At 62.9% G+C, this 24,348-nt stretch carries 22 protein-coding genes and 1 tRNA gene; 13 read left to right on the forward strand and 10 right to left on the reverse strand.

From position 1 onward, the window contains the following. Positions 1–138: 138 nt before the first annotated feature. Positions 139–540, reverse strand: a complete 402-nt coding sequence (locus IPF76_RS08970; protein WP_293842670.1) for a JAB domain-containing protein — start codon at positions 538–540, stop codon at positions 139–141. Positions 541–669: 129 nt separating this feature from the next. Here IPF76_RS08970 and thyA point away from each other — a divergent pair, with 129 nt between their 5' ends. From thyA to IPF76_RS08990, 4 genes are all read left to right on the forward strand, one after another. Continuing rightward, on the forward strand, positions 670–1,605 hold the full coding sequence (thyA, locus tag IPF76_RS08975; protein WP_293842673.1) for a thymidylate synthase: 936 nt from the start codon (positions 670–672) through the stop codon (positions 1,603–1,605). Positions 1,606–1,698: 93 nt separating this feature from the next. Continuing rightward, the gene (locus tag IPF76_RS08980; RefSeq protein ID WP_293842675.1) at positions 1,699–2,994 is read left to right on the forward strand and encodes a 3-methyl-2-oxobutanoate dehydrogenase (2-methylpropanoyl-transferring) subunit alpha; all 1,296 of its coding nucleotides are present in this window, start codon (positions 1,699–1,701) and stop codon (positions 2,992–2,994) included. 32 nt (positions 2,995–3,026) lie between these two features. Beyond that, positions 3,027–4,031: an alpha-ketoacid dehydrogenase subunit beta gene (locus IPF76_RS08985; RefSeq protein ID WP_293842843.1), complete on the forward strand. Its 1,005-nt coding sequence runs from the start codon at positions 3,027–3,029 to the stop codon at positions 4,029–4,031. 4 nt (positions 4,032–4,035) lie between these two features. Continuing rightward, on the forward strand, positions 4,036–5,334 hold the full coding sequence (locus IPF76_RS08990; protein WP_293842677.1) for a dihydrolipoamide acetyltransferase family protein: 1,299 nt from the start codon (positions 4,036–4,038) through the stop codon (positions 5,332–5,334). Positions 5,335–5,444: 110 nt separating this feature from the next. Here IPF76_RS08990 and IPF76_RS08995 read toward each other — a convergent pair whose 3' ends face one another. The 4 genes from IPF76_RS08995 to IPF76_RS09010 form a co-directional block, all read right to left on the reverse strand. Next, positions 5,445–10,586 (reverse strand): hypothetical protein, encoded by a 5,142-nt coding sequence (locus IPF76_RS08995; protein ID WP_293842680.1) that lies wholly within the window; start codon positions 10,584–10,586, stop codon positions 5,445–5,447. A gap of 68 nt (positions 10,587–10,654) precedes the next feature. After that, positions 10,655–11,731, reverse strand: coding sequence for a hypothetical protein (locus IPF76_RS09000; protein ID WP_293842683.1), 1,077 nt, complete (start codon positions 11,729–11,731; stop codon positions 10,655–10,657). Positions 11,732–11,805: 74 nt separating this feature from the next. After that, the gene (locus IPF76_RS09005) at positions 11,806–12,270 is read right to left on the reverse strand and encodes a hypothetical protein (protein ID WP_293842686.1); all 465 of its coding nucleotides are present in this window, start codon (positions 12,268–12,270) and stop codon (positions 11,806–11,808) included. An 11-nt stretch (positions 12,271–12,281) separates the two neighbouring features. Beyond that, complete coding sequence (locus IPF76_RS09010; protein ID WP_293842689.1) at positions 12,282–13,196, reverse strand: hypothetical protein; 915 nt, start codon at positions 13,194–13,196, stop codon at positions 12,282–12,284. Between the two features lie 285 nt (positions 13,197–13,481). Between IPF76_RS09010 and IPF76_RS09015 the strand changes: the two genes are divergently transcribed. Together IPF76_RS09015 and IPF76_RS09020 are read left to right on the forward strand one after the other, a co-directional pair. After that, the gene (locus IPF76_RS09015) at positions 13,482–14,678 is read left to right on the forward strand and encodes an AI-2E family transporter (RefSeq protein WP_293842692.1); all 1,197 of its coding nucleotides are present in this window, start codon (positions 13,482–13,484) and stop codon (positions 14,676–14,678) included. Between the two features lie 43 nt (positions 14,679–14,721). After that, a tRNA-Asp gene (locus tag IPF76_RS09020) sits at positions 14,722–14,798 on the forward strand. 79 nt (positions 14,799–14,877) lie between these two features. Here IPF76_RS09020 and IPF76_RS09025 read toward each other — a convergent pair. The 4 genes from IPF76_RS09025 to IPF76_RS09040 are packed head-to-tail and all read right to left on the reverse strand — an operon-like array spanning position 14,878 to position 16,444. After that, complete coding sequence (locus IPF76_RS09025) at positions 14,878–15,123, reverse strand: DUF2842 domain-containing protein (protein ID WP_293842694.1); 246 nt, start codon at positions 15,121–15,123, stop codon at positions 14,878–14,880. Continuing rightward, positions 15,120–15,872, reverse strand: a complete 753-nt coding sequence (locus IPF76_RS09030) for a 5-formyltetrahydrofolate cyclo-ligase (protein WP_293842696.1) — start codon at positions 15,870–15,872, stop codon at positions 15,120–15,122. Before IPF76_RS09030 ends, IPF76_RS09025 begins: the two co-directional genes overlap by 4 nt. Next, positions 15,802–16,245, reverse strand: a complete 444-nt coding sequence (locus IPF76_RS09035; RefSeq protein WP_293842698.1) for a cell division protein ZapA — start codon at positions 16,243–16,245, stop codon at positions 15,802–15,804. Before IPF76_RS09035 ends, IPF76_RS09030 begins: the two co-directional genes overlap by 71 nt. After that, positions 16,238–16,444, reverse strand: a complete 207-nt coding sequence (locus tag IPF76_RS09040; RefSeq protein WP_293842700.1) for a hypothetical protein — start codon at positions 16,442–16,444, stop codon at positions 16,238–16,240. Before IPF76_RS09040 ends, IPF76_RS09035 begins: the two co-directional genes overlap by 8 nt. 168 nt (positions 16,445–16,612) lie before the next feature. Between IPF76_RS09040 and tkt the strand changes: the two genes are divergently transcribed. From tkt to IPF76_RS09070, 6 genes are all read left to right on the forward strand, one after another. Further along, positions 16,613–18,580: a transketolase gene (gene tkt / locus IPF76_RS09045; RefSeq protein ID WP_293842702.1), complete on the forward strand. Its 1,968-nt coding sequence runs from the start codon at positions 16,613–16,615 to the stop codon at positions 18,578–18,580. 36 nt (positions 18,581–18,616) lie between these two features. Next, positions 18,617–19,624: a type I glyceraldehyde-3-phosphate dehydrogenase gene (gene gap / locus IPF76_RS09050; RefSeq protein ID WP_293842704.1), complete on the forward strand. Its 1,008-nt coding sequence runs from the start codon at positions 18,617–18,619 to the stop codon at positions 19,622–19,624. A gap of 18 nt (positions 19,625–19,642) precedes the next feature. Beyond that, positions 19,643–20,839, forward strand: a complete 1,197-nt coding sequence (locus IPF76_RS09055; protein WP_293842706.1) for a phosphoglycerate kinase — start codon at positions 19,643–19,645, stop codon at positions 20,837–20,839. Beyond that, complete coding sequence (locus IPF76_RS09060; RefSeq protein ID WP_293842708.1) at positions 20,836–21,477, forward strand: TIGR02466 family protein; 642 nt, start codon at positions 20,836–20,838, stop codon at positions 21,475–21,477. The genes IPF76_RS09055 and IPF76_RS09060 overlap by 4 nt, the downstream gene beginning before the upstream one ends. Before the next feature lie 107 nt (positions 21,478–21,584). Next, a complete protein-coding gene (locus tag IPF76_RS09065) occupies positions 21,585–22,454 on the forward strand; it encodes a fructose bisphosphate aldolase (RefSeq protein ID WP_293842845.1) in 870 nt (289 codons plus the stop codon). Between the two features lie 4 nt (positions 22,455–22,458). Next, positions 22,459–23,115, forward strand: coding sequence for an O-methyltransferase (locus IPF76_RS09070; RefSeq protein ID WP_293842710.1), 657 nt, complete (start codon positions 22,459–22,461; stop codon positions 23,113–23,115). Here the strand turns inward: IPF76_RS09070 and IPF76_RS09075 are convergent. Beyond that, positions 23,112–23,330 (reverse strand): hypothetical protein, encoded by a 219-nt coding sequence (locus tag IPF76_RS09075; RefSeq protein WP_293842712.1) that lies wholly within the window; start codon positions 23,328–23,330, stop codon positions 23,112–23,114. The two genes, IPF76_RS09070 and IPF76_RS09075, sit on opposite strands and share 4 nt — an antisense overlap. Positions 23,331–23,547: 217 nt before the next feature. Here IPF76_RS09075 and thiE point away from each other — a divergent pair, with 217 nt between their 5' ends. Next, positions 23,548–24,186, forward strand: coding sequence for a thiamine phosphate synthase (gene thiE / locus IPF76_RS09080; RefSeq protein WP_293842714.1), 639 nt, complete (start codon positions 23,548–23,550; stop codon positions 24,184–24,186). Positions 24,187–24,348: the final 162 nt, after the last annotated feature.

Here is a 24,348-nt window from a genome sequence, read left to right on the forward strand (position 1 = left end):
GCGCGCCGACCGGGGTCGCCGCGAAGGCAGGGCGGTCCTCTAGACGCGCAATCGGCGAACTTCAAGCGCCAATCGGCACATTCAACAGGATTGCCGCAGCAACAGCAATTCGCCACTTCGAAGGCTTAGATGCCCGCCCTACACAAAAATCAGATGGTCGACCAGTTCGATGCCAATTGTCCGCAGGAAAATTGCGGTTTCGCGCGTCGGCGCGATGTCGGCATCGCTCGGCTGCGCGATATTCGAAGGGTGATTATGCGCCATGATGACACGCACAACGCCGCCGCCCATCAGTTTCCTCCAGCATTGCGGAGGGATAATGCAGCGGCCGTTGCTGTCACCGCCGACGCGTTCGAGGCGGACAAGCCGATCAAAGGCATCGAACCCCGCGAGGAGCAGCGTTTCGCGGTCAGTCGCCAAATGCGGACGCAACAGAAGCCGCGCGATGTCTTCTTCGGCTTCACTAGCGATGTAGCCGGCCAGATTCGGCGGATGGGCTGTTTGGTCGAGGGGAGCCATCAGGGTAAGACGGATTCTCATGCGCGCGGTGGTCGGGATCGCCAATCGGTGACTTCGCCGCTTCGGACGCTTTGTGACAGCATCCCCGCTGCGCCCTTGTCGGCTTGGCGCGCGGGGCCTAGCAAAGAGCGACCAAACCGGGAGCGAGTCTTGCCTGAGTCCATCCATTATGAACTGCAATATCTTGACCTGATGCGCCGCATCTGGGTCGAGGGCGACGAGCGCCTCGACCGCACCGGGGTCGGGACGCGGTCGCTGTTCGGCGAAACGATGCGATTCTCGCTGAACGACGACGCGATCCCGCTGCTGACAACCAAGCGTGTTTATTGGAAAACCGCGCTCCGCGAATTGCTGTGGTTCCTGACCGGCGACACCAATATTCGATCGCTGGTGTCTCAGGGCGTGAAAATCTGGACCGACTGGCCACTTGACAAGTATCGCAAGGCGACGGGCGAGCAGATCAGCGCTGAGGGTTTTGAGGCGCGGATCATCGCCGATGAAGCGTTTGCGGCGCAATGGGGCGATCTCGGCCCCGTCTATGGCCATCAGTGGGTTAACTGGCCGCGATACGAACCCGCCGGCAAGGGTCTATTCCGCCGCGCTGAGCAGGGTCACAACCAGATTGCGGCGCTGATCGAGGGATTGAAGACCAATCCGGGATCGCGGCGGCATATATTTACCGGCTGGAACGTCGCTGACCTTGATCGCATGGCGCTGCCGCCGTGTCACATGACCTACCAATTCCATGTCCGCAGTAATGGCGGGCTGTCGTGCCTGTTGTTCCAGCGCTCGTGCGATCTTGGGCTCGGTTTTGCGTTCAATGTCTTCGAAGCGGCACTGCTGACGCGGATGGTTGCCGAACAGTGCGGTCTGCATGCCCATGAGCTGGTCTGGACCGGTGGTGACGTCCATCTCTATCTGAACCATGCCGAGCTGGTCGAACAGCAGATGGGCCGGATTCCCCAAGGCGCGCCCAAGCTTCGCATATTGCGGCGCCCGGACAGCATTTTCGGGTATAACTTCGAAGACTTCGCGGTCGAAGCTTACACGCCGCAGGCGCATATTGCGGCGCCGGTGGCTGTCTGATAGCTGGCGTTGCATTCCTATAGCGACCGAAATAATATGTCGCGAAGATGAAATATAACTAGGCGCTGATTCGCGCCGCATTGGGAAGACGATATGCCTGAATCGGATCGGCGCCCGGCGAGTAATCTGCCGCCGCTGTCGCTTCATATCCCTGAACCGCGCTACCGCCCGGGCGACACGCCCGACTTTGGCGATATCGAAGTTCCCGCCGTCGATGCGACCCCGCGTCCGGGTGAGGCGACCAAGCCCGATGCGATGCGCGACCTGTGTTACGGGCTGGTCCGCGTGCTCGATTTCGACGGTGCAGCGAAAGGGCAGTGGGATCCGAAGCTGAGCCCCGAACGCCTCCGCACGATGCTGCGCTACATGATGCTCGTGCGCGCCTTCGACGACCGCATGTTCCGCGCCCAGCGCCAGGGGAAGACCAGCTTTTACATGAAATGCACCGGCGAGGAGGCTACGTCGGTTGCCTCGACGATGGCGCTCGACCGTGGCGACATGTGTTTTCCGAGCTACCGCCAGCAAGGCATATTGATCGCGCGCGATTATCCACTCATCCAGATGATGAACCAGATCTATTCGAACCGCGGCGATCACCTGATGGGGCGTCAGCTGCCGATCATGTATTCGGCGCCCGAACATGGGTTTTTCAGCGTCTCGGGCAACCTCGCGACCCAATATCCGCAGGCGGTGGGCTGGGCGATGGCGTCGGCTTCGAAGGGCGACAGCCGTATCGCCACCGTCTGGTGCGGGGAAGGATCGTCGGCGGAGGGTGACTTCCACTCGGCGCTGACCTTTGCGACCGTGTACAACGCGCCGGTGATTTTCAACGTCGTCAACAACCAGTGGGCGATTTCCAGCTTCTCGGGCTTTGCCGGCGGCGAGCGCACGACCTTTGCGGCCCGCGCCGTGGGCTATGGCATCGCCGGGCTGCGCATCGACGGCAACGATCCACTCGCGGTCTATGCCGCGACACAGTGGGCCGCCGACCGGGCGCGCACCAACAATGGACCGACGCTGATCGAGCATTTCACCTATCGCAGCGAGGGGCATAGCACGTCGGACGATCCGACCGCCTATCGCCCCGCCTCGGAACCGACGATCTGGCCTTTCGGCGACCCGATTGCGCGGCTGCGCCAGCATCTCGAAACGCTCGGCGAATGGGATGGCGAGCGGCATGAGGCGCAGCGATCCGAACTCGATGATTTGGTAAAGACGACCCAGAAGCAATCAGAAAAACTGGGTATTTTGGGACATGGCATGCACCAGCCGTTCGAAACGATGTTCCAGGATGTGTTCGAGGAAATGCCCTGGCACCTTAAGGAACAATGCACGCAAATGCTCGCCGAACAGGAAGCGAAGTTCGGCCCCGACTGGAAGCCCGAATGATGAATGCTGACACGCTAACCGCGACCAAGACGATGAATATGATCGAGGCGATCAACAGCGCGATGGACGTGATGCTCGCCCGCGACGACAAGGTCGTCGTAATGGGTGAGGATGTCGGCTTTTTCGGCGGTGTATTCCGCGCAACCGCGGGTTTGCAGAAGAAACATGGCAAAACGCGCGTTTTTGATACGCCAATCAACGAATGCGGGATCATCGGGGTCGCGGTCGGGATGGGCGCTTACGGCTTGCGCCCGGTCCCCGAAATCCAGTTCGCCGATTATATCTATCCGGGGCTCGACCAGCTGGTCAGTGAGGCGGCGCGGCTGCGCTATCGTTCGGCGGCAGATTTCATCTGTCCGATGACGGTCCGCACGCCGTTTGGCGGCGGCATTTTCGGTGGCCAGACGCACAGCCAGTCGCCCGAAAGCATCATGACGCATATTTGCGGCGTAAAAACCGTCATTCCTTCTAACCCTTACGACGCGAAAGGCTTGTTGATCGCGGCGATCGAGGACAATGATCCCGTGGTCTTCCTTGAGCCCAAGCGCATCTATAACGGCCCGTTCAGCGGCTACTACGACCGCCCGGTCGAACCCTGGTCGAAACATGCCGCGAGCGCGGTGCCCGAGGAATATTACCGCATCGAACTTGGTAGGGCGGCGACGGTACGCGAGGGCGAGGCGCTGACGATCCTTGCCTACGGCACGATGGTCCATGTCACCAAGACGATCGTCGAGGAAATGGGCATCGATGCCGAGATCATCGATCTGCGGACGCTGTTGCCGCTCGATATCGAAGCGATCGAGACGTCGGTGAAAAAAACCGGGCGCTGCCTAGTGATCCACGAAGCGACGCGCACCTCTGGTTTTGGCGCCGAACTCGCTGCGCTGGTGCAGGAACGCTGCTTTTACCATCTCGAAGCCCCGGTCGAGCGCGTCACCGGCTTCGACACCCCCTATCCGCACAGCCTGGAATGGGCCTATTTCCCCGGCCCGGTCCGCATTGCGACTGCGTTGACCAAGATTTTGAAGGACTGACCTCATGGCCCGCTATTCATTCCGCCTGCCCGATATCGGAGAAGGCATTGCCGAGGCCGAAATCGTCGCCTGGCACGTCAAAATCGGCGAGCGCGTCGAGGAAGACGCGCAACTGGCCGACATGATGACTGACAAGGCGACGGTCGAGATGGAATCGCCCGTATCGGGGATTGTCGTCGAACTGGCGGGTGAAGTCGGCGATTTGATTGCCATCGGCTCGACGCTGGCGGTGATTGAGACCGATGCAGAGGGCGATGTCGAAGCGCCGCCAGTCGATACAGCGGTCGAAGCGCAGATTGAGGCGGAAACGCCGGGGGCGGACCAGGTGCTCGACCCAAAGGTTACAGAGTTAACATCCGCCGTGGTGGAGCCGCAAGCCGCCGCAAAGCCTGGCGAGGTGAAGTCAGCACTGGCGGCCCCCGCCATCGTGGCTGCGCATGGTGCCAAGGTACTTGCATCCCCCGCTGTCCGCGCTCGCGCGAAGGATCTGGGCGTAGATCTGGGTCAGGTGCATTCCGACGGCGACCGCATCCGCCACGCCGATCTGGACGCGTATCTCCGCTACAGCAGTGGGCAGGGCTATCACAGCCCCGGCGCCAGCCGCGCCCGCGCCGACGAACCGATCAAGGTAATCGGCATGCGCCGCAAGATCGCCGAGAATATGGCGGCGTCGAAACGCGCGATCCCCCATTTCACCTATGTCGACGAAATGGACGTCACTGCGCTCGAGGAAATGCGCGCCGATTTGAACGCAAATCGTGGCCAGCGGCCGAAGTTGACAATGTTACCTTTCCTGATCGTTGCGATCTGCCGTACGATTCCGCAGTTTCCGATGATCAATGCGCGCTACGACGACGAAGCCGGCGTGGTGACGCGGTACGGCGCGGTGCATTTGGGGATGGCGACGCAAACCGACGCCGGTTTGATGGTCCCGGTGATCCGCGATGCGCAGGACATGAATGTCTGGCAATTGGCGAGCGAAATCGGGCGTTTGGCCGAGGCCGCGCGCACCGGCAAAGCCAAGGTCGACGAGCTGTCGGGTTCGACGCTGACGATCACCTCGCTCGGCCCGCTGGGCGGCATCGCGACGACCCCGGTGATCAACCGGCCCGAGGTCGCGATCATCGGGCCGAACAAGATTGTCGAGCGTCCGGTCTTTGATGGCGACGAAATTCGCCGTGCGAAGCTGATGAACCTGTCGATCAGTTGCGACCACCGCGTGGTCGATGGCTGGGATGCGGCGAGCTACGTTCAGGCGCTCAAGAAGCTGGTCGAGACGCCGGTTTTGCTGTTCGCAGACTGATAAGCCTACCCAACAGCCGTTCGTGTCGAGCGTAGTCGAGACACGCTGAGTTCGCGCTTGCCTTAACGTGTCTCGACTACGCTCGACACGAACGGAATTGGGAGTTGGGCCTACAAGCCCAACCCGGCAAAGCTTGTCTGGTCGAACTTCAGCTTGAACGTCACATAAGCACCTGACCGCGAATAGCGTGCATCTTCGAAATCACGATCGTGGAAACCTGCGAAATTGTAACCGAAGGTGATGTTGGCATTCGTCATCGGCGCCAGCGTCACCGTCGGCCCGCCCGCCCAGCTGACAGTATCGGCATCGGTACCGACGCGCACGGTACCCGATGCGCCAACGTCGACATGCTCGCCCAGATTGAAGCGGAAATCGGTGCCGATCAGGTTCGACCAGCCCTTGACGTCGTCGGCGCCGAACTTGTCGAAATTGTAGCGCGTACCCCAGAAGAAGCTAAATTCGCCGCGTTCATAACACAAGCGACCAGTGTCACGGCGGTTTTCGCGGTCGCCAAGCGGGGTCCAGTTGACCGACAGGCTGTTGAGCAGGCGGCGACTGGTCGCATCGCCGTCGATCGTCAGCGCGCCGCCGCCGATCGCGCCCGGCTGGCCCGCAATCGCATCGCGAACCTTGTCCGACCGGAATTCGCTCTTGTTGAGCCACGATACGCTCGAGGCCGCGGGGCGGTGCGCCCAGCTCATCTCGAAGTTGATGACTTCGGTCGTCGGCGTGGTGCCGCTGCCGCTCGCCTTGGCGTAGGTGAACAGGGCGCCGAGGGCGCGGCCTTCGCCGAGCTGACGCAGCCCGCCGAGCGTCAGGCCGTAGCGATTGGCGATTTCGCCGTCCCGATATTCGGCGCGGCCCGTCAGCGTCCAGCGATCCGCGCGATAGGTGGCGCCGGCGCTGACCGCGAGGAAATCCTCATTCAATATGCCATTGTCGCCGAGGAATCCGCCCGAAGCGACCGGTTGGTTAACATTGATAACATCGCCCGCGCGGATGCCGCCGAGGGTGCGGTTTCCGTCGACCGACACATCGACCGACCAGCGCTCGCCGAGTTTCAGCGATTGTGACAGGCCATAGGCGGCAAAGCTACGGGGGCCATATTCGCCGATTTCCTGCTGGTTTGCGGTCGCGAGCAGGCGGGCGCCCGACCAGGGCGTGAGGTCGAAGCCCAGCCGCGCGGTGCGCGCCTTGATCGTATCGCCGTCGGCAATTTCATAGCTGCCGACCAGATTGACGTCGCGATTGATCGCGAAGCGCGCGCCGAGGCGATGGCGGGTCGGGAAATCGATGCTGGCATCCTTGTCGCCCAGCGCAAATTCGGTCTGCGCATCGAGTTCGAGGCGTTTTTCGAACAACCGCTGCGTCGCGCCGAACTGGACGATGTTCGAGCGGTTGCGCGTGCCGTCCGACAGCCGGTCGTCGGCATGGGTCAAGCCTGCGCGGGTCACGGTGGTGCCATTGTCATATTCGGCGAGCGCTCGCGCAGCGCGGCGTCGAGCACCGCTGCCCAGATAATCTTCCTGCCACGCGCTACCGGTGAGCGAAAGCGTGCGCGTCGCGCGCAGGCGCGCGTCGACGCCGAATTTGCGCGTGCCATCTTCGCCGCGGTTGAGCTGTCCGGCGCCAAAGCCGCTCTCGCGTTCGCGGACATAGGCGAGGAAATCGGCGTTGCTGCTGTGATGCTCGGCCTCGATCAGCCACGCCTTGGCGGTTCCCTCTGCTGCGGTGCTGCCATTCTGCGCCTTGGCATCGCTGATCGCCAGCTCGGCGCGGACTTCGGTGTCGATATTCGGGCGATAGCGCGCGTCGATCCCGCCCAGATTAGTCTTGGCGTTACCATCCTCGTCATGGATGAAGGTCGCGCCGACACGCAATTTCTCGTCATTTGACTGATAACTGACGCGGCCGCCCGCGTTGAGCACGCGCTGACCGATGCCGTCGACCTCATATTCGGCGACGATGAACTGCGGATCGAGATCCGACGAGCGGCTGAGCACTGGGCTGCGGAAGCGGACGGTGCCCGACAGATAGTCGATGTCGTAGTCAACGTGGCGCGTCATGCTGACACTGTTAACAATGCGCTCGCTGTGCAGGCGATCGCGCGTTTCGATGACGATGCGCTCACTGTTCGGCAAAATGTCGCGTGCGCCGAGCTGGTACGGGCCGGTGAGGCCGTTGCCCTGGATCTCGTCGCGGCGGAAACGATAGGGGGTATCGGCGACGAACGCGGTCGCGGCAAAATTGCGGCCGCGATACTCGGCCTTGCCGCCATTCAGCGCGCGCTGGTAGCGGGCGAGCTGCGGTTCCGAAATCCCCGTCTCGATATCGCCGAACATCGCATAGAATTGCGGGCGTTCGAGGCGCAGATAGAGCTTGCGCACTGACGCCGCATCGTAGCGCGTCTCGTTACGATCGGCGTAGATGGTGTAATAGGCGCGCGGATCGATCACACCGCCAAAGCGCGCGTCGTCCTTGTCCTTGTCGCTGTCATACGCCAGCGTCATCAGCCATTTGCCGCGCACCCGGCCCTTGGCATAGAGCGCCAGCCGCGCATCGGCGTTGAGATCGTCGAGTTTCTCGGCCGCGGGCTCCATCCGATCGTCGAGCGTGTTGTAGCCCAGCGTTCCGGCTGCAAAACCGACCACGGTCCACGGACGATCACCCGGATCGAGCCAGGTTTCGATCGTCTGCTTGCGGGCCACCTTGTCGTCGCGGAAGAGGAAATCCATCGCCAGCGTACCCGACGCGGTGGTCGGTTCGAGTTCGATATAGGCGATGCCGTCGTCGCCATCGATTTTCCACAGCGGCTGCGCGCGCTCGAGTCCGGCGAGTTGGCGCGCCTGCTGTGCATCGGCCTCGACGGCGGGATAATAGGGGGCTGGGACGCTGAAATCCCCAGTCAGTCCCGAGCGGATCGGCTTGCCGTCGCGGTCGGTCAGGCGCACTGCGATCACCGGGCGGGTGACGCCGTCGGCGACCAGCACCGACTTTTCGCGGATCAGTGCGGCGCGCATCGGGGTGATCGAATAGTGGACAATGCGGTCGAGCGTCGCGATGACAACGCCGTTAACATCCTTCACCTCCGCGATCAGGCGGTTTTCGCCTTCGCGGATTTCCAGCCCGCGCCACAGGCTGACTGCGACGCCGCCGTCGGCTGATTTGCTGGTGCCTTCAAAGGTCAGCGGGTCCGCGACCTTGCCGCTGACGCGCAGCGTGACGGTCTGGCCGGGCGCATGCTTGACCGCAGCCCGGATCGCTTTCGAGCGCGGGTTGTGATCTGTAGCTGGGAACAGCCAGTCGATGCCCGGAGCCTGCCCCGCGAGCCAGTCACGACCGGCACCTGCGGCTTCGGGGTCGCTGAGTACGATCGGCGCGGCAATGGCCGCTATTTTGGGCGCAGCGCGCGGTGCGCCGGCAATCGTACGGAAATCGGCTCGTTTCAGCGCGCCGCCGCGACCTTCGACAAAGCGCGAGATCGCGCTGCCGGCGGTCTGGGTCGAGCGGGCGCAGTCGATGGCTTCGCGGTCGAGCGGCAGCGTCGATGGGTCGATCTGGACGACGTGGAGGCCCGGGCGCACGCCTTCGAAATGATAGCGGCCATCTTCGTCGGTGACCGTGTAGCTGCCGTCCTGCAGCATCACGCGGACACCGGCGATACCGTCGGCCTTGCGCGGATCAACCGTGCAGTCGCCGTCAGTGATGCGGCCGATGATCGTCATCCGGTCGCCGAGCTGGTCGCGTTTGATTGCAATCGTCGCTTCGGCGATATTGCTCGCCGAGCCGCGATTATCGACGGCCGAGGCGCGATTGAGCGCGTTGCCCGGCTGCGCCGACACGATGACTTCGGCAAGATAAGTCAGCAGTGCCGTGCGCGATGCGGCGATGCTCGGCATAGTTACGCTGAATTCGCGGCCGTTGGCGGCGACATTGGCGGTCACGCGCACGCCATCGATCCGCACCGTATCGGTGCGCAGGCGCATGCCCATGGGCAGCACGTCGCTGACCGTCACGGCGCCGGTGTTTCGCCGCGCGTCGCGGTTGGCGACCTCAATGCGGTACTGAATGACGTCGCCCGGCACAGCGACCTGCGTCGACGTTGTCTTGCGCAGGATCAGCGGCAGACCGGGCTGATCGACCGGAATATCGACGCGCACCGGTGCCGGACTGTTCAGCGTAAACGGATTGCCATAGCTCGCGCCGCTGATTTCGAACGGCAGGCCGTCGTCTGGGCGGCGGAAGCCGGCCAGATCGGCGGGGTTCGATGCCGATGGCGCGGTGAAGGGCGCGGGGGGCTGAACGATCAGGCGATAGGTACCCGGCGCCACGAACGGGAAACGATAGTCGCCCGGCGGAAAATTATAGGTCGTGCCGCCCGAATCGGTGACGCTTTGGCCCGTGACGACGCTGGACGGGTAAGCCGAGACGCCGTCGTCGCCGAACACCTGTGCTGGCTGGCCCGTCGCGGCGTTGACGATGGTGACGCGGCTGCCCGGAACCGGCGCGCCGTCGCCGCTGTCGAAAACGATGCCGAACGGATCGACGAGAAAATTGATCGTCGCCAGCGCCACAAGACTGGCGTTCGCCTGGTCGGTGACGCGCAGCGACCGCGCCGCGCCCGGGGTGACCGACAGGTGGCAGTCGCCCTGAACGACTGCGGGCGGTACGCCGATCGTGTTGATAATCCCGACAAATTCGCCGCTATTGTTCGCGGTTTCGGTCAGCGTGATCTGTTCGCGGTCGCCATTTTCCAGTTCGAAAACGACCGCCAGCGTGTCACGCGCCTGCGGATCGACGTTGGCCGATGCGAGCGTGACCCCGACGACGAGCATTTCGCCGGCGCGGAAATTGTCGGTGCTTTGCAGCGATGCGGGTGCGGTCGAAATGCCGTCATAGACGCCGCTAAGCGGGATTGTGCTGCTCGTGCTGCCCAAGCTCGTGCTGCTGCTGCCAAAGCTGCTGGCGATGGGGCCGCCCGCGCGGCTGCACTGCGTCGGCGCTAACGGCACCGATTTGTTGCCGCCACCGTTGGTCAGGCGATAGGTGGTAATCGTCGGCGGGGCGGGCGGGCGCGGCGTGACTGTCACGTCCACGCGGTTCGACAGCGCCTGACCGGGGTTCCCGTCATGCGTCCACTGTGCCGAAGCGGTGTTCGTGATCACCTGCGCGCGCGCCGGAGGAATCGCGGGCAGCAGTGCTGCCGCGACCAAAGCGGTCACAAGGCCGAAATATTTGGTGCCGAGTGCCATGATAGCCCCGAAAGGAGCAGCGGAAGACGGCGTTTTGGGCCGCGCCCGCTGCTCCGTTCGTTATCCGATCAGTTGACCGTCGCGCGGAAAACGAGCGTGCTTGCCGCGCCCGCAGCGATCGACGCAATCGTGCCCGACACGTTCGGCGCGGTGTAGCTGCCGCCCGCGGTGCCGTTGAAATCGCACGTGCCACTCGGTACGGTACCCGTATAGGTGCCGCCGAGCAGGATCGAACCTGGCACGAAGGTCAACTGGCCCGGAACCGCATCGTTGATCACCACCGAGGTTGCAGCGGCGCCGCCGGTATTGGCGACGGCGATGCAATATTCGACCACCGCACCCGGGATCAGTTTCGGATTTGTCGTATTGTTGAACGGATCCGAGATGACGCGGCTGCTCTTTGCGACCGCAAGAGTCGCCGTCTGCACCGTATAATCGTCATTATCGCTATGCGACCCGTCGCGCGCCGCATCGCCGGTAACGCCCGCGATATCGGCAAAGACCGTATCCTTGCCCGCGGTGTTTGCACCCGCGGTTTCGGTGATTGCCGCACCCTGGGTACCGGCAAGCGCGCCTTCGCGCGCCGTGGCACGCAGAGTCACGCCTGCGACCGCATTATTGGCGAGCGCCGCCGGAATATCGGCAACGACAAACAGGCGGATCGCGGTGTCGACGACAAGTTCGTCGACGAAACCGGTCAGGAGCGTGTCGCCCACGTCCCAGCTGCCGACCGTCCCTGTAACAGTATTATCGCGATAAATGCGTATGTTATTCGCGTTGAATGTGTCGGTAGCGCCGTGTGCTGCGGTGCCGCCGACGATCTGCGAGGCGACGAGCGCAAAGTCGAGGGTTTCGTTCGAACTGTTGGTCAGTTGGAAGGTCGTGACGGCATTCGTCTGGCCCGGGACGACATTGGTCGTAACCGTTCCGACTTCTTCGACGAGCAGGTTGATCTTGCGGTCGACGGTGAAGTTGTTCGACGCCGACTGCTGTCCCTGCGCGACGCCACCGACCTGATAGTCGACGGTGGCGGTATTCGTGATCGTGGTACCCGCGGTCGTTCCGGCAGCCAGTGCCGGGGTGGCGGCGAGACTTGTGATCGCCGCCAGACCGATGATGCCCACGGTGTTCAGCTTGCTGGTCATAGCTGAGCTCCTTGGCTTTGGTCGATCGCCGTTTCCCCACCGCTGGCAATCATTAAGCGGCTGTATTAGTTATGTTATTTTACTACTCCTCGAAACATCAACTTGCCGCTGCCGCCGACCGGAACCGGCTTTTGAAAAGCCCAGCGGAGGTGCGTTACGTCTGCCGGCTGCGCTGCACGGCGGGTGCCGTCGGGCTGCGCAATCGTGAGTTGCTCCAAATGTCCCCAGCCGCGACCACCGTCGATCGAGACCAGCGGCCTTGTGTCGCCGGCGTCGGCAAAGCTGACTGCCGCGGGCAGGGGGTTGGTGATCACGAACTTGTCGGCGGGCTGCGCCCCGGCGTTGCGATAATTGAGCACGAAGACGAGCCGGTCGCCGGGAACGACGACCTTGGGTTCTTCGAGCAATATCCGCTGTTTTCCGGTGGAATCGGTAGTCACGCGTTCAACGAACACGCTATTATCGAGCGCCACCTGATTGGCGGCGAGCGCCTGACAGGGCAACAGCGCCGCGAGAAGCAGGAAAAAGGCCGTGCGCATGCGCATCTCCATCAATCGATTGTGGTTCGGAAGGTGACGGTGCGGGTCTGACCGCCTGCAACGGTGCCGAGCGTGACGTTGATTCGCGTTCCGTTGTAATCGCCCGCGTCGGCATCGACCGCGTCAGACTGCGCGACCCCGCCGAGCGTGATCGAGCCGGCGATATAGCTGGTGTCGGCCGGAATATTGTCGGTGATCGCGAGGCCACTGACCGATCCGCTGCCTGCAACGGTCGCCACAATCGTGTAGGTGATCGTTGCGCCCGGAATTGGGTCGGCGGTGCCAAGCGGATTGGTCACAACCGCCGATTTGACGAGCGTGACCGTGGCTGCCGACACGATAAACGCCCCGGCATCTGTTCCATCAGCGCCGGTCGAGCCCACGACGGCGTCGCCGCCGCCTTCGCCCTGGCCAGCAAAGCTGGTTCCCGGCGCGCCGGTGCCGGTGACGGCCGCTGCAACCAGGCTGACGATACCGCGGTTGCCATCAACGACGGTACCTAGCGTTGTCGCAACGACAAAGACCGTGACGCTTTCGTCCGGATCGAGCTGCGGATCATTGGCGCCGGGCGTGTAAAGCGTGTCGGTGCCAGAATCGAAAACGCCGTCGCCGTTGTCGATATAAATCTGGGTAACGACGGGGTCGTAATTGTCACCGCCAGCGTTGGCGATCGTGCTGAGCACGAAATTTTCGACGCCATTACCGTTGTTGGTCACCGAGAAGGTCAGCACCTGTCCCGTGGCGCCCGGAGTGGTCGGCACATCGGCAGGATTGCTCGAATCGACAGTGACGTCGAGCAATTCATCGACAAGCAGGTCGACCTGGTTCGAGTCGATCGTCGTCGTACCTGCGCCCGTGTCGAAACTGGCGGTGGCCGTATTGCTGATCGTCGAACCGGCGCGTGTACCGGCGGCTTGGGCCTGCATTGGCAGCGCAAGCGCAGCCAACAGGGCGAATATCGAACAAGAGGGTAGAAGCTGATGCCTCGCGCCCCCCACAGGCGCATTCATCATCACTTTGACTCCGAAAGGATTGGTCCTTGAAGCCCTCAGTCGACGAAAAAGGGTAATTTCCGGTTAAAAAGCAGCGAGAAAGATGGGTTTTGACCCAGACGGGGACAGAACAGGCGCTCGGTTCGTCGCAAAACGGGGCGGCTGGTGCAAAATGTAAACCGCGCGTAGGATGAGGCGGTTAACGCGAGGAGAACAGGGGTGGCGGACGATCGGCGGAGCAGAGACGCGCACCTGCGTTCCAATCCGTTGCATCAGATTGAAGTCGATGATTTCCGCCGCGACCGGCTGCTTGCGGCATTGGCGCTGATTTTTGGCGCGAGTTTTTGCCTGGGCTTGCCTTTCGCGTTGCAGGCGGGCGCCGAATTTTTCCTGCCGCTTACCGCAGCGATCGTGATTGCGATCGCCTTGGTACCGCTGCTCGAATGGCTGGAGCGGCGCGGCGTGCCATCGTCGCTGGCGGCTTTTCTGTCGCTGACCGGGTTTCTGATGCTGATCAACGCGGCGCTGGCGATCATCGTCGTGCCAGCGACGGGCTGGTTCGCGCGACTACCCGATTCGATTCCGCGGATTCAGAGCAATTTGGCGCCGCTGATCGATTTTTATTCGACGCTGCAAGGCTTTGTCGAACGGACACTGATGTCGGTTGCGAGCGGAAGCGAGGCGACGGCGCAGGCGGTGGCGGCAACGGCGCCGACGTCGGTCGTCGACTATTTCATCTCGGCGGCGCCATCGGCAGCGATCCAATTGTTCTTTGCAGTGCTGGTGATCTTTTTCTTCCTGTCGGGCTGGACGCGGTTGCGAAAGGGAACGATCCGCCGCCGCGGTAGCTTCGACGGCGCGATGCAGACCGCCCGGGTGATCCAGAATGTCGTCGATGCCACCGCCGACTATCTCGCGACGATCACGATGATCAATGCAATCCTGGGGTTGTCGGTCGCGCTGCTGCTGTGGGCACTCGGCATGCCATCGCCGTTCATGTGGGGCGGCATCGTGTCGCTGTGTAATTTCGTACCCTATATTGGCCCGATCGTGGCGGCGATCCTATTGGGATTGGGTGGGTTGATGACCTTCGACGCGGTGGGTTTGGCGTTGCTGCCTGCGCTGCTGTTCATCGGCGTCCATACTGTGGAGGCCAACCTGATCACCCCGCTGGTGCTGGGCAAGCGGCTGACGATCAATCCATTGCTAATTCTCGTGTCGCTCAGTTTCTGGGGTTGGGTATGGGGAGCACCGGGGGCGCTGCTGGCGGTGCCGCTGCTGCTGATTTTGCAGACGGTATTGCAATCGACGGGTACGCCCGATCTGGCCGGTTTCCTGTTTGAACGCGGGACGTTGACCACGGTCGATGAGATGCGCGATCGATTAAATCGAAGCGAAGCCGAAAGCGACGGTTGACAGGTCGGGGCGGGCGCCATATTGGCGCTGCTCCCAAGCACACGCGGGTGTAGCTCAGTTGGTTAGAGTGCCGGCCTGTCACGCCGGAGGTCGCGGGTTCGAGCCCCGTCACTCGCGCCATTCTTTGTCCCTAGGGACGGAATGTCGACCGCGGCTTGGGATTAACCAGCACTGGAAATTGGGAACTTGGCGCCGCTCGTTAGCGGCGCCAAGTTCCCAATTCCATCCAGCGCAGCAGCGGCTTCAGCGGCAATATCCAGACGATCCCTGCGACCAGATAGAATATCCCTTGTACCAGCACCGGCCACGTGCCGACCCATGGCGACAGGCTGACGATGATCGCGGTCCATGCGGCGATGAGTAGCAAGATCAGCAGCATGCCGACCGGTTTGCGCCAACTCGGCTGGGGGTTGCCCTGAATATGGTTTTGGTGATCTTCGCTCACAAACGGTCTCCGCACAGCAGGAATTCTTGTTCGGTCAGGATGGCGTCGAGCGCCATGTCGGTCGAGACGCGCGGCACGGCATCGATTTCCTGTACCGACCAGCCGACGCCGACCCGCAGGGCAGCAGGATGCGCGCCAAAATAGCGGTCATAATGGCCGCCCCCCTGACCTATGCGGCCGCCCTGACGATCAAATCCGACGAGCGGGCAAAAGATGAGGTCCGGAACTGCGTCCGGTGCGTCGCCGATGGGTTGCTGCGTACCCCATGGGCCCTTTTCGAGCGCTTCACCGGTCTGCCAACGCCGGAATCCCATCGTATCGACGCGCGCGGGGTGATGGGGAAGGGCGAGCGCGCCCGCCGCGGCGAGGTCGGCGAACATCGGCAGGACATCGGGTTCATTGCCCCACGCGACATAGGCGCCCACAACAGCATGCTTAGCCAATAGCTCGGTAAGCGGCGCGGGCAGCGCGCGAAACGCTGATCGGTTGGCGGGACCGCCGAGGTCGTTTGCTGGAAGATCCTCTGACGCCAGTAACGTCAGGTGGGAACCATATACGTCGGACCAGGGTCCGGGCAGGGACAGCTCCCTAGGATGATGTATCGCCTCAGGGATTTTCGCAAAAGCTCGTGCCGGGCAGTACCCGCCACCCCTTATGTAGGGGTGCAGGCAGGCGCGCTCAAGAGATTTGCTCGACTTTCGTTGCCAGCGCCTCAATCCGGTCCGCGATTTGCAGCAGCGCGCGATCATTCGCTGGTTTCCCGGGAGGCGGTGCCGACGGGGCGGCACGCAAAGTTTCGAGTTCTTTCAGCGCGGCCTGTTCGCGGACGACTGCCGCGCGCAATTCGTCGCGCGTTGCTGCCTCGCGGCTTTCGGCAAGCGCGACGGCGGCGCGCAGCGAATCGGACTGCGGTTCGGCCTTGTCGACCTTGCCCTTGGCTTCCTGCGCATCGTCGGCAAGCATCAGCGCGGCGAACAGCAGTTGGCGAACCTCGGTCCCGCCCTGAATTCCCCGCGCCTTGTCATCGACGACGGACGCGAGTTGGAGCAGCTGCGCCTCTTCGCCATCGGCGCAGTGCACGTCATACGGACGTCCGGCGATCATCAGTCTCACATCAGCCACGATCAGCCTCCGCAATCAGTCGGTCGAGTTCGCCGATTACTGCGGCGACTTCGGCTTTCAGCGCCGTTTGGTCGGCCGCGGGAGCGGCAATGGCGGATGGAGGGCGGTTTGGCTGGTCGGCCAGAGCCTTTTCGATGCGGCTAAGCGCGCGTTCGATACGGCCGATGGCCAGGCTGGATTCGTCGAGGTCGAGTTCCATGACCGATGGTTAGCAGCGCGGGGAAGGGGGTGCAATTGTCCTGTCGGTCCAAAATGCGCCGATTTTCCCTTCGCAGCGGTTGACTCCTGACCCCGCCGCCGCAAAGGGCTGTGCGCATCCAGTCGGGACGTAGCGTCCGGCGCCTGCCCAGCCATTTCCGGGGGACCAATGACACTGCCCGAACGTCAGCTCGCCAATGCCATCCGCGCGCTTGCGATGGATGCCGTCCAAGCCGCGAACAGCGGCCATCCGGGGATGCCGATGGGCATGGCCGACGTCGCCACGGTGTTGTATTCGGATTATCTGAAGTTCGATCCGACCGATCCGAAATGGGCCGATCGCGACCGATTCGTGCTGTCGGCGGGACATGGTTCGATGCTCGCCTATGCAACGCTGCACCTTGCAGGATATACGCGGCCGACGCTCGACGATATCCGCAATTTCCGCCAGTTGCACAGCCCGTGCGCGGGACATCCCGAGAATTTCGAGCTGGAAGGCGTGGAAACGACGACCGGGCCGCTCGGGCAGGGTCTGGCGACTGCGGTCGGTATGGCGATTGCCGAGCGGCATCTGAATGCGATCTATGGCGACCATCTTGTCGATCACCGTACTTGGGTGATCGCTGGCGACGGCTGCCTGATGGAAGGCATCAACCACGAAGCCATTGGTTTGGCGGGGCATTTGCAGCTTGGCCGGATGACCGTTCTGTGGGACGACAACAAGATCACGATCGACGGGTCGACCGATCTGTCGACCAGCGAAGATATCGCGGCGCGATATGCTGCGACCGGCTGGCATGTCGAGAGCTGCGACGGGCATGATCCGGCCGATATCCGCCGCGCACTGGACGCCGCGCTGGCCGATCCGCGCCCGTCGCTGATCGCATGCCGCACGATCATCGGGTTCGGGGCGCCGAACAAGCAAGGGACGTCGGCGACGCATGGCGCGCCGCTGGGCGCCGACGAGATTGCGGCTGCGCGCAAGGAACTTGGCTGGACCGCCGAGCCGTTCGTCATTCCTGCCGATATCGCCGCGGCATGGGCCGCTTTCGGCGAGAAGGGCAAGGCACTTCACGCCGAATGGGACGTTCGCCTTGCAAGCAACGAAAAGAAAAAGGAATTTGAGGATCGTCTGAGCGGCAAGATCGTTCCGGGCGACGCCTTCAAGGCCTATCTCGAAGGGCTGGTCGCCGAACCGCCGAAGGTCGCGACGCGCAAGGCGTCGGAAAACACGCTGGGGGCGTTGACCGCCGATATCGCGGCGCTTGTGGGCGGCAGCGCCGACCTGACCGGTTCGAACAACACCAAAACATCGTCGACCAAGCCGCTGACAAAAAATGATTATTCTGGCCGTTATGTCTATTACGGTATTCGCGAATTCGGCATGGCCGCCGCGATGAACGGTATGGCGCTGCACGGCGGCGTCGTGCCTTACGGCGGCACCTTCCTGGTTTTCGCCGATTATTGCCGCGCCGCGATCCGCCTGTCGGCGCTCCAGCAGCAACGCGTCGTCTATGTGATGACCCACGACAGCATCGGCCTGGGCGAAGATGGCCCGACGCACCAGCCGATCGAGCATCTCCAGTCGCTTCGCGCGATGCCGAACCTGCTCGTCCTGCGTCCCGCCGACGCGGTCGAAACCGCCGAATGCTGGGCGCTCGCGCTGGCGCAAGAGAGCCGACCGTCGTTGCTCGCGCTGACGCGTCAGAATCTTCCGCCGCTGCGCCATGACGTCACCGAGAATCTTTGCCTGAAAGGCGGTTACCGCCTTCGCACTGCTTCGGCATCGCGCAAGGTGGTCCTTGTCGCGACGGGGTCCGAAGTGTCGCTCGCCATCGAAGTGGCCGAGAAGCTTGAGGCTGCGGGCCATGGTGCGGACGTCGTATCGATGGTTTCGACCGAATTGTTCGACGAGCAGGACGCGGCTTATCAGGCCAACATCCTGCCCGACGATGCGCTTCTCGTCTCGATCGAGGCGGGTACGACCTTTGGCTGGGAGCGCTACACCGGCCGTCACGGGCTGCGCTTCGGTATCGACAGCTTCGGCGCTTCGGCACCGATCGAAGACCTGTTCAAGCATTTCGGCCTTTCCGCCGACGCTATCACCCCCCAGATCCTGGATCGGCTCGGCGCTTAACGACCGAGCCTCCACACGCAGAAAGGATTTTTCGACATGGCAGTGAAGGTTGCAATCAACGGTTTCGGACGCATCGGGCGCAACGTGGCGCGCGCCATTCTGGAGCGCACCGACCATGATCTGGAGCTGGTATCGATCAACGACCTGGGCGATGCCAAGGCAAATGCACGCCTGCTCCGCCACGACTCGGTGCACGGCGCCTTTAACGGCACCGTCGAAGTCGACGGCAGCGATCTGATCATCAACGGCAAGCGCATCCAGGTGACTGCCGAGCGCGACCCCGCGGCTCTGCCGCATGCCGCGAACGGCATCGACATCGTGATGGAATGCACCGGCTTCTTCACCAACAAGGCCGGCGGCCAGAAGCATCTCGACGCCGGCGCCAAGCGCGTGCTGATCTCGGCGCCCGCCAAGGAAGTCGACCTGACCGTCGTTTACGGCGTCAACGACGACAAAATCACCGCCGACCACCTGATCATCTCGAACGCGTCCTGCACCACCAACTGCCTCGCGCCCTTTGCCAAGGTGCTGCATGAGGCGATCGGGATCGAGCGCGGTCTGATGACCACGATCCACGCCTATACCAACGACCAGAAGATCCTCGACCAGATCCATGATGATCCGCGCCGCGCCCGCGCCGCCGCGATGTCGATGATCCCGACCTCGACCGGTGCGGCGGTTGCCGTGGGTCTGGTTCTGCCCGAGCTCAAGGGCAAGCTCGACGGTTCGTCGATCCGCGTTCCGACACCGAATGTGTCGGTCGTCGACCTGACGTTCACGCCGCTCCGCGACACGACCAAGGAAGAAGTCAACGCGGTGCTCAAGGCCGCAGCCGAAGGCGCGCTGAAGGGCGTGCTCGGCTACACCGACGAGCCGCTGGTTTCGATCGACTTCAACCATAATGCGGCAAGCTCGACCATCGACAGCCTTGAAACGGCAGTGATCGACGGCAAGCTGGTGCGCGTACTGAGCTGGTACGACAATGAATGGGGCTTTTCGAACCGCATGATCGATACTGCGGGCGTGATCGCCAAATTCCTCTAAAGCCCAAAGGAAACGTCGATGACCGCGTTCAAGACCCTCGACGACATCGGTGACGTCACCGGCAAACGCGTGCTCGTACGCGTCGATCTGAACGTCCCGATGAACGATGGCGCGGTCGGCGACCGGACGCGGATCGAGGCGGCGATGCCGACGATCCGCGAACTGGCGGACAAGGGGGCGATCGTCCTGCTGCTGGCGCATTTCGGGCGTCCGAAGGGCGCCAAGAACCCGACCCAGTCGCTAAGTCTGGTCATGGGCGGTTTGGAAGATGTGCTCGGCCATTCGGTCATGTTCATTCCCGAATGCGTCGGCGAGGGCGCAAAAGCGGGCATCGCGGTGCTCGCCGCCGGCGATGTTGCGGTGCTGGAAAACACGCGTTTCTATCCGGGCGAGGAAAAGAACGATCCGGCCTTTGCCGACGCGCTGGCCGAAATCGGCGACCTTTACGTCAACGACGCCTTTTCGGCGGCGCACCGCGCGCATGGCTCGACCGAGGGCATCGCCCACCGCCTGCCTGCTTATGCTGGCCGTGCGATGGAAGCCGAACTCAAGGCGCTCGACGCCGCGCTCGGCAATCCGGCGCATCCGGTGGCGGCCGTCGTCGGCGGCGCCAAGGTGTCGAGCAAGATCGACGTGCTGCGCCATCTGGTGAGCAAGGTCGACCATCTGATCATCGGCGGAGGCATGGCGAACACCTTTCTCGCCGCGCGGGGGGTCGATGTTGGCAAGTCGCTGTGCGAGCATGACCTGGTCGACACCGCGAACGCGATTTTTGAGGCGGCCGATGCGGCAGGCTGCACGATCCATCTGCCGTACGACGTCGTAGTGGCGAAAGAATTTGCGCCGAACCCGCCGACGCGTACCGTCAACGTCCATGAGGTCGCGGCCGACGAGATGATTCTCGATGTCGGTCCCGCGGCGGTCGAAGCCCTGGCCGATGTCCTCAAAAACTGCCGCACCCTCGTCTGGAACGGTCCGCTTGGTGCGTTCGAAACACCACCCTTCGACACCGCAACGGTCGCGCTAGCGAAGACCGCTGCGGCGCTGACCCGCGAAGGATCGCTGATCTCGGTCGCGGGCGGCGGCGATACCGTTGCCGCGCTCAATCACGCGCGTGTCGCTGGCGATTTTACCTTTGTATCGACCGCCGGCGGCGCTTTCCTCGAATGGATGGAAGGCAAGCCGCTTCCCGGCGTGGACGCGCTGTCGCAATGACCGCGCAGGTCGTCGGTCTTTTCGACACGCCCATCGTGGTGGATGAATTGCCGAACGCTGCCTCCTTCAATGCTGCGCTGAAGCCGCTCATTCAGGCGCGCCGAGCGGAGCGACCCGGCGTGTCGATATCGAATATCGGCGGATGGCAGTCCGAACATGACGTCGCAGAGTGGGCGGCCGAGCCTGTGGAATATTTGCTGCAACATATCTTCGCGCTCGCCAATGCCCATTGTGTCGATATCGTCTCTCCCGGCGCGCCCCGGCACCAGTGGGCGAGTGACATATGGGTGAATGTGTCACCGCCGCACGCGTCGAACCAGATGCACACCCATCCCGGCGCCTATTGGTCGGCGATCTATTATGTCGACGACGGATCGGACACAGGCGACGGTGCGATCGGTGGTGAATTGGTGATCGAGGATCCACGGATGCCGATGGTGCTGATGACGATGCCCAATTTGAGGCTGCGTAGTCCCAACGGGTCTGTTCACGAACCGCAGTTGAAAATGAAAGTGCGGAGCGGGCGCATCATCATGTTCCCGTCGTGGTTGAGTCATGGCGTAGTGCCGCACCAAGGCGCGCGTGACCGTATTTCAATTGCGATCAACCTGCTCGCCGTGCCGTTGAATTCGACCTGACGACATCGATATTGGCGCGCATTGCATCCCGAAGACGGGGCCGCTATGCGCGCCGCCACATACGTATGCAAACCATCGGAGACGTTATGACCACCGCCAATGCCGAGATGCTCAAACAGATTAAAGCGGGACGGGGCTTTATCGCCGCGCTCGATCAGAGCGGCGGTTCGACGCCAAAGGCGCTGAAGGGATATGGGATCGAAGCCGATGCCTTTTCGAACGACGAAGAGATGTTCGGCCTGATCCACGCGATGCGCAGCCGCATCGTCACCGCGCCGTGCTTCAACGGTGAAAAGGTGATCGGCGCGATCCTTTTCGAACGCACGATGGACGGCGACGCCGATGGCAAGCCGGTGCCGACGCTGCTCTGGGAACGCGGCGTGGTGCCGTTTCTGAAAGTCGACAAGGGGCTGGAGGACGAAGTTAACGGTGTTCAGTTGATGAAGGCCAATCCCGATCTCGAGGCCTTGTGTGAGCGTGCGATCGCGAAGGGCGTATTCGGCACGAAGATGCGCAGCGTCGTCAATCTCGCCAATCCGGCGGGGGTGAAGGCGATCGTCGAACAGCAGTTCGCCGAAGCGAAGCGTATCGCGGCGCACGGTCTCGTCCCGATCATCGAGCCCGAAGTGAACATCAAGAGCGCCGAACGCGATGGCGCCGACCGTTTGCTGCTCAACGAGACGTTGGCTGCGCTCGACGCCTGGACCGGCGCGCCGGTGATGCTCAAGCTATCGCTGCCGACCGAGGCCGGGCTGTTCCAGCCGCTGGTCGATCATCCCAAAGTGCTCCGCGTCGTGGCGCTGTCGGGCGGCTTCGCGCGCCCCGAAGCTTGCGCCGAGCTGGCCAAGAACCCGGGCATCATCGCGAGCTTTAGCCGCGCTTTGCTGGAAGACCTGCGCCACCAGATGAACGACGACGAGTTCGATAAATCGCTTGGCGGCGCCATTCACGAGATTCACGCGGCCTCCGTGGCCTGATGTGATGGGAGAGCGGTGGCAAGCCGTCGATGACTATATCGCCGCGAAACTGCTCGGCGATGACGACGTGCTTGCCACCACCCTCGCAAATAATGCCGCGCAGGGCCTGCCGCCGATCGATGTGTCGGCGGCGCAAGGGAAGATGCTGTGCCTGCTGGCGCAGATCGCGGGCGCCAAACGCATCCTAGAAATCGGGACGCTCGGCGGTTATTCGACGATCTGGCTGGCGCGCGCGCTGCCTGAGGATGGTCGGCTCGTGACGCTGGAGCTCGATCCGCACCACGCCTCGGTGGCACGCGTAAATCTGGAACGCGCTCAGCTATCAGCCAAGATCGATATCCGGGTCGGCCCGGCGGTCGATAGCCTGGCCGCGATGACGGGACACGCGCCGTTCGATTTCGTTTTCATCGATGCCGATAAGCAGAGCAATGCGCATTATGTGCGCGAGGCGATCCGGCTCGGACATGCAGGAACGACGATTGTCGTCGACAATGTCGTGCGCGAAGGCGGTGTGCTGGAGGTCGACAGCGACGATGAGCGGATCGTCGGAACCCGCGCACTGTTCGACATGTTGAGCGCCGAGCCGCGGCTTGACGCGACCGCGGTGCAGACGGTGGGCGCGAAAAAATGGGATGGGTTTGTGCTGGCGCGGGTGCGCTAAAGCCCTCCTGCAAAGCGAAACGAGAAGCGGTAATCCTCGGGCTTCAGTACGATATTCGTGATTTTGTCGGGGCGTACCGATTCCAGCGTGATGCTGCCATCGGCTAGCGGGGCTGGTTCGCCCAATATGACCTCGAATGGCTGTGTCTCGCCATTGCCGCGAATCCATAGCATCTTCAGCCGCACCCGGCCTGCCCAGACACAGCGTGCGTTCATCGGGCAGCGGCTGTCTTCCAGCACTTCGACCGGCTGGATGATCGGGCCGTCGGAATAGGCGTTTTGGCCGAGCGCGACGTTGCTGGCATCGGCGAGCGGTGTCTGCCCGGCCGTCGTGGCACACGCCGACAGCGAAAACGCTGCGAGGACGATGGGGCGGCGAGGCGTGGCATGTTCTGCATTTGCCCGTTGCTACCCGCGTCGCTATGAACCCGCCATGACCCGTATCCCCTGCCAGCTTTACCTCATCTCGCCGCTCGACGTCGGCGGCGATTTTCCCAATCGGTTGACCGAGGCGCTCGACGCTGGCCCGGTCGCGGCGTTCCAGTTTCGCGTCAAAGGGCTGGAGCAGCATGAAGCGGCGCGGCTTGCCGAACCGTTGCAGGCGATTTGCGCGGCGCGCGATGTGGCGTTCATCGTCAACGACGATGTCGCGCTGGCGAAGCGGCTGGGCGCTGACGGCGTGCATCTGGGGCAGGACGATGGCGATCCCCGCGAAGCGCGCCGCGAGCTCGGTCCCAACGCCCAGATCGGCGTTACCTGCCATGCGAGCCGCCATATGGCGATGGAAGCGGGCGAGGCGGGGGCCGACTATGTCGCGTTCGGCGCCTTTTATCCGACGACGACCAAAACGGTCGAGCATCAGGCTGAACCCGAAATCCTGGAATGGTGGCAGGGCATGTTCGAACTGCCATGCGTCGCGATCGGCGGGATCACGGTCGAGAATGCTCGCGCGCTGGTCGATGCGGGAGCCGATTTCCTGGCGGTGTCGGGCGGCGTGTGGGCGCACCCCGATGGTCCGGCCGCGGCCGTGCTTGCGTTCAGCGCGCTGTTGAAAGATCAGCCCGCAGGATAATCGTATCCAGGCTTTTTCGGCGGTTCTCGGGATGGCATCGGCGGCGCAGCATCCTTGCGCCAGCCAAAGAGGCCGGCGCAAGGCGCTGGACGGCGCGGCGGTACGGCGCCGCTACCGCGTGGTGGGGGTGTCACATCGGAAAGATCGATACTCATCATGCCG

The sequence above is a fragment of the Sphingopyxis sp. genome (assembly GCF_016704835.1).
In the GTDB taxonomy this organism is placed as follows: domain Bacteria; phylum Pseudomonadota; class Alphaproteobacteria; order Sphingomonadales; family Sphingomonadaceae; genus Sphingopyxis.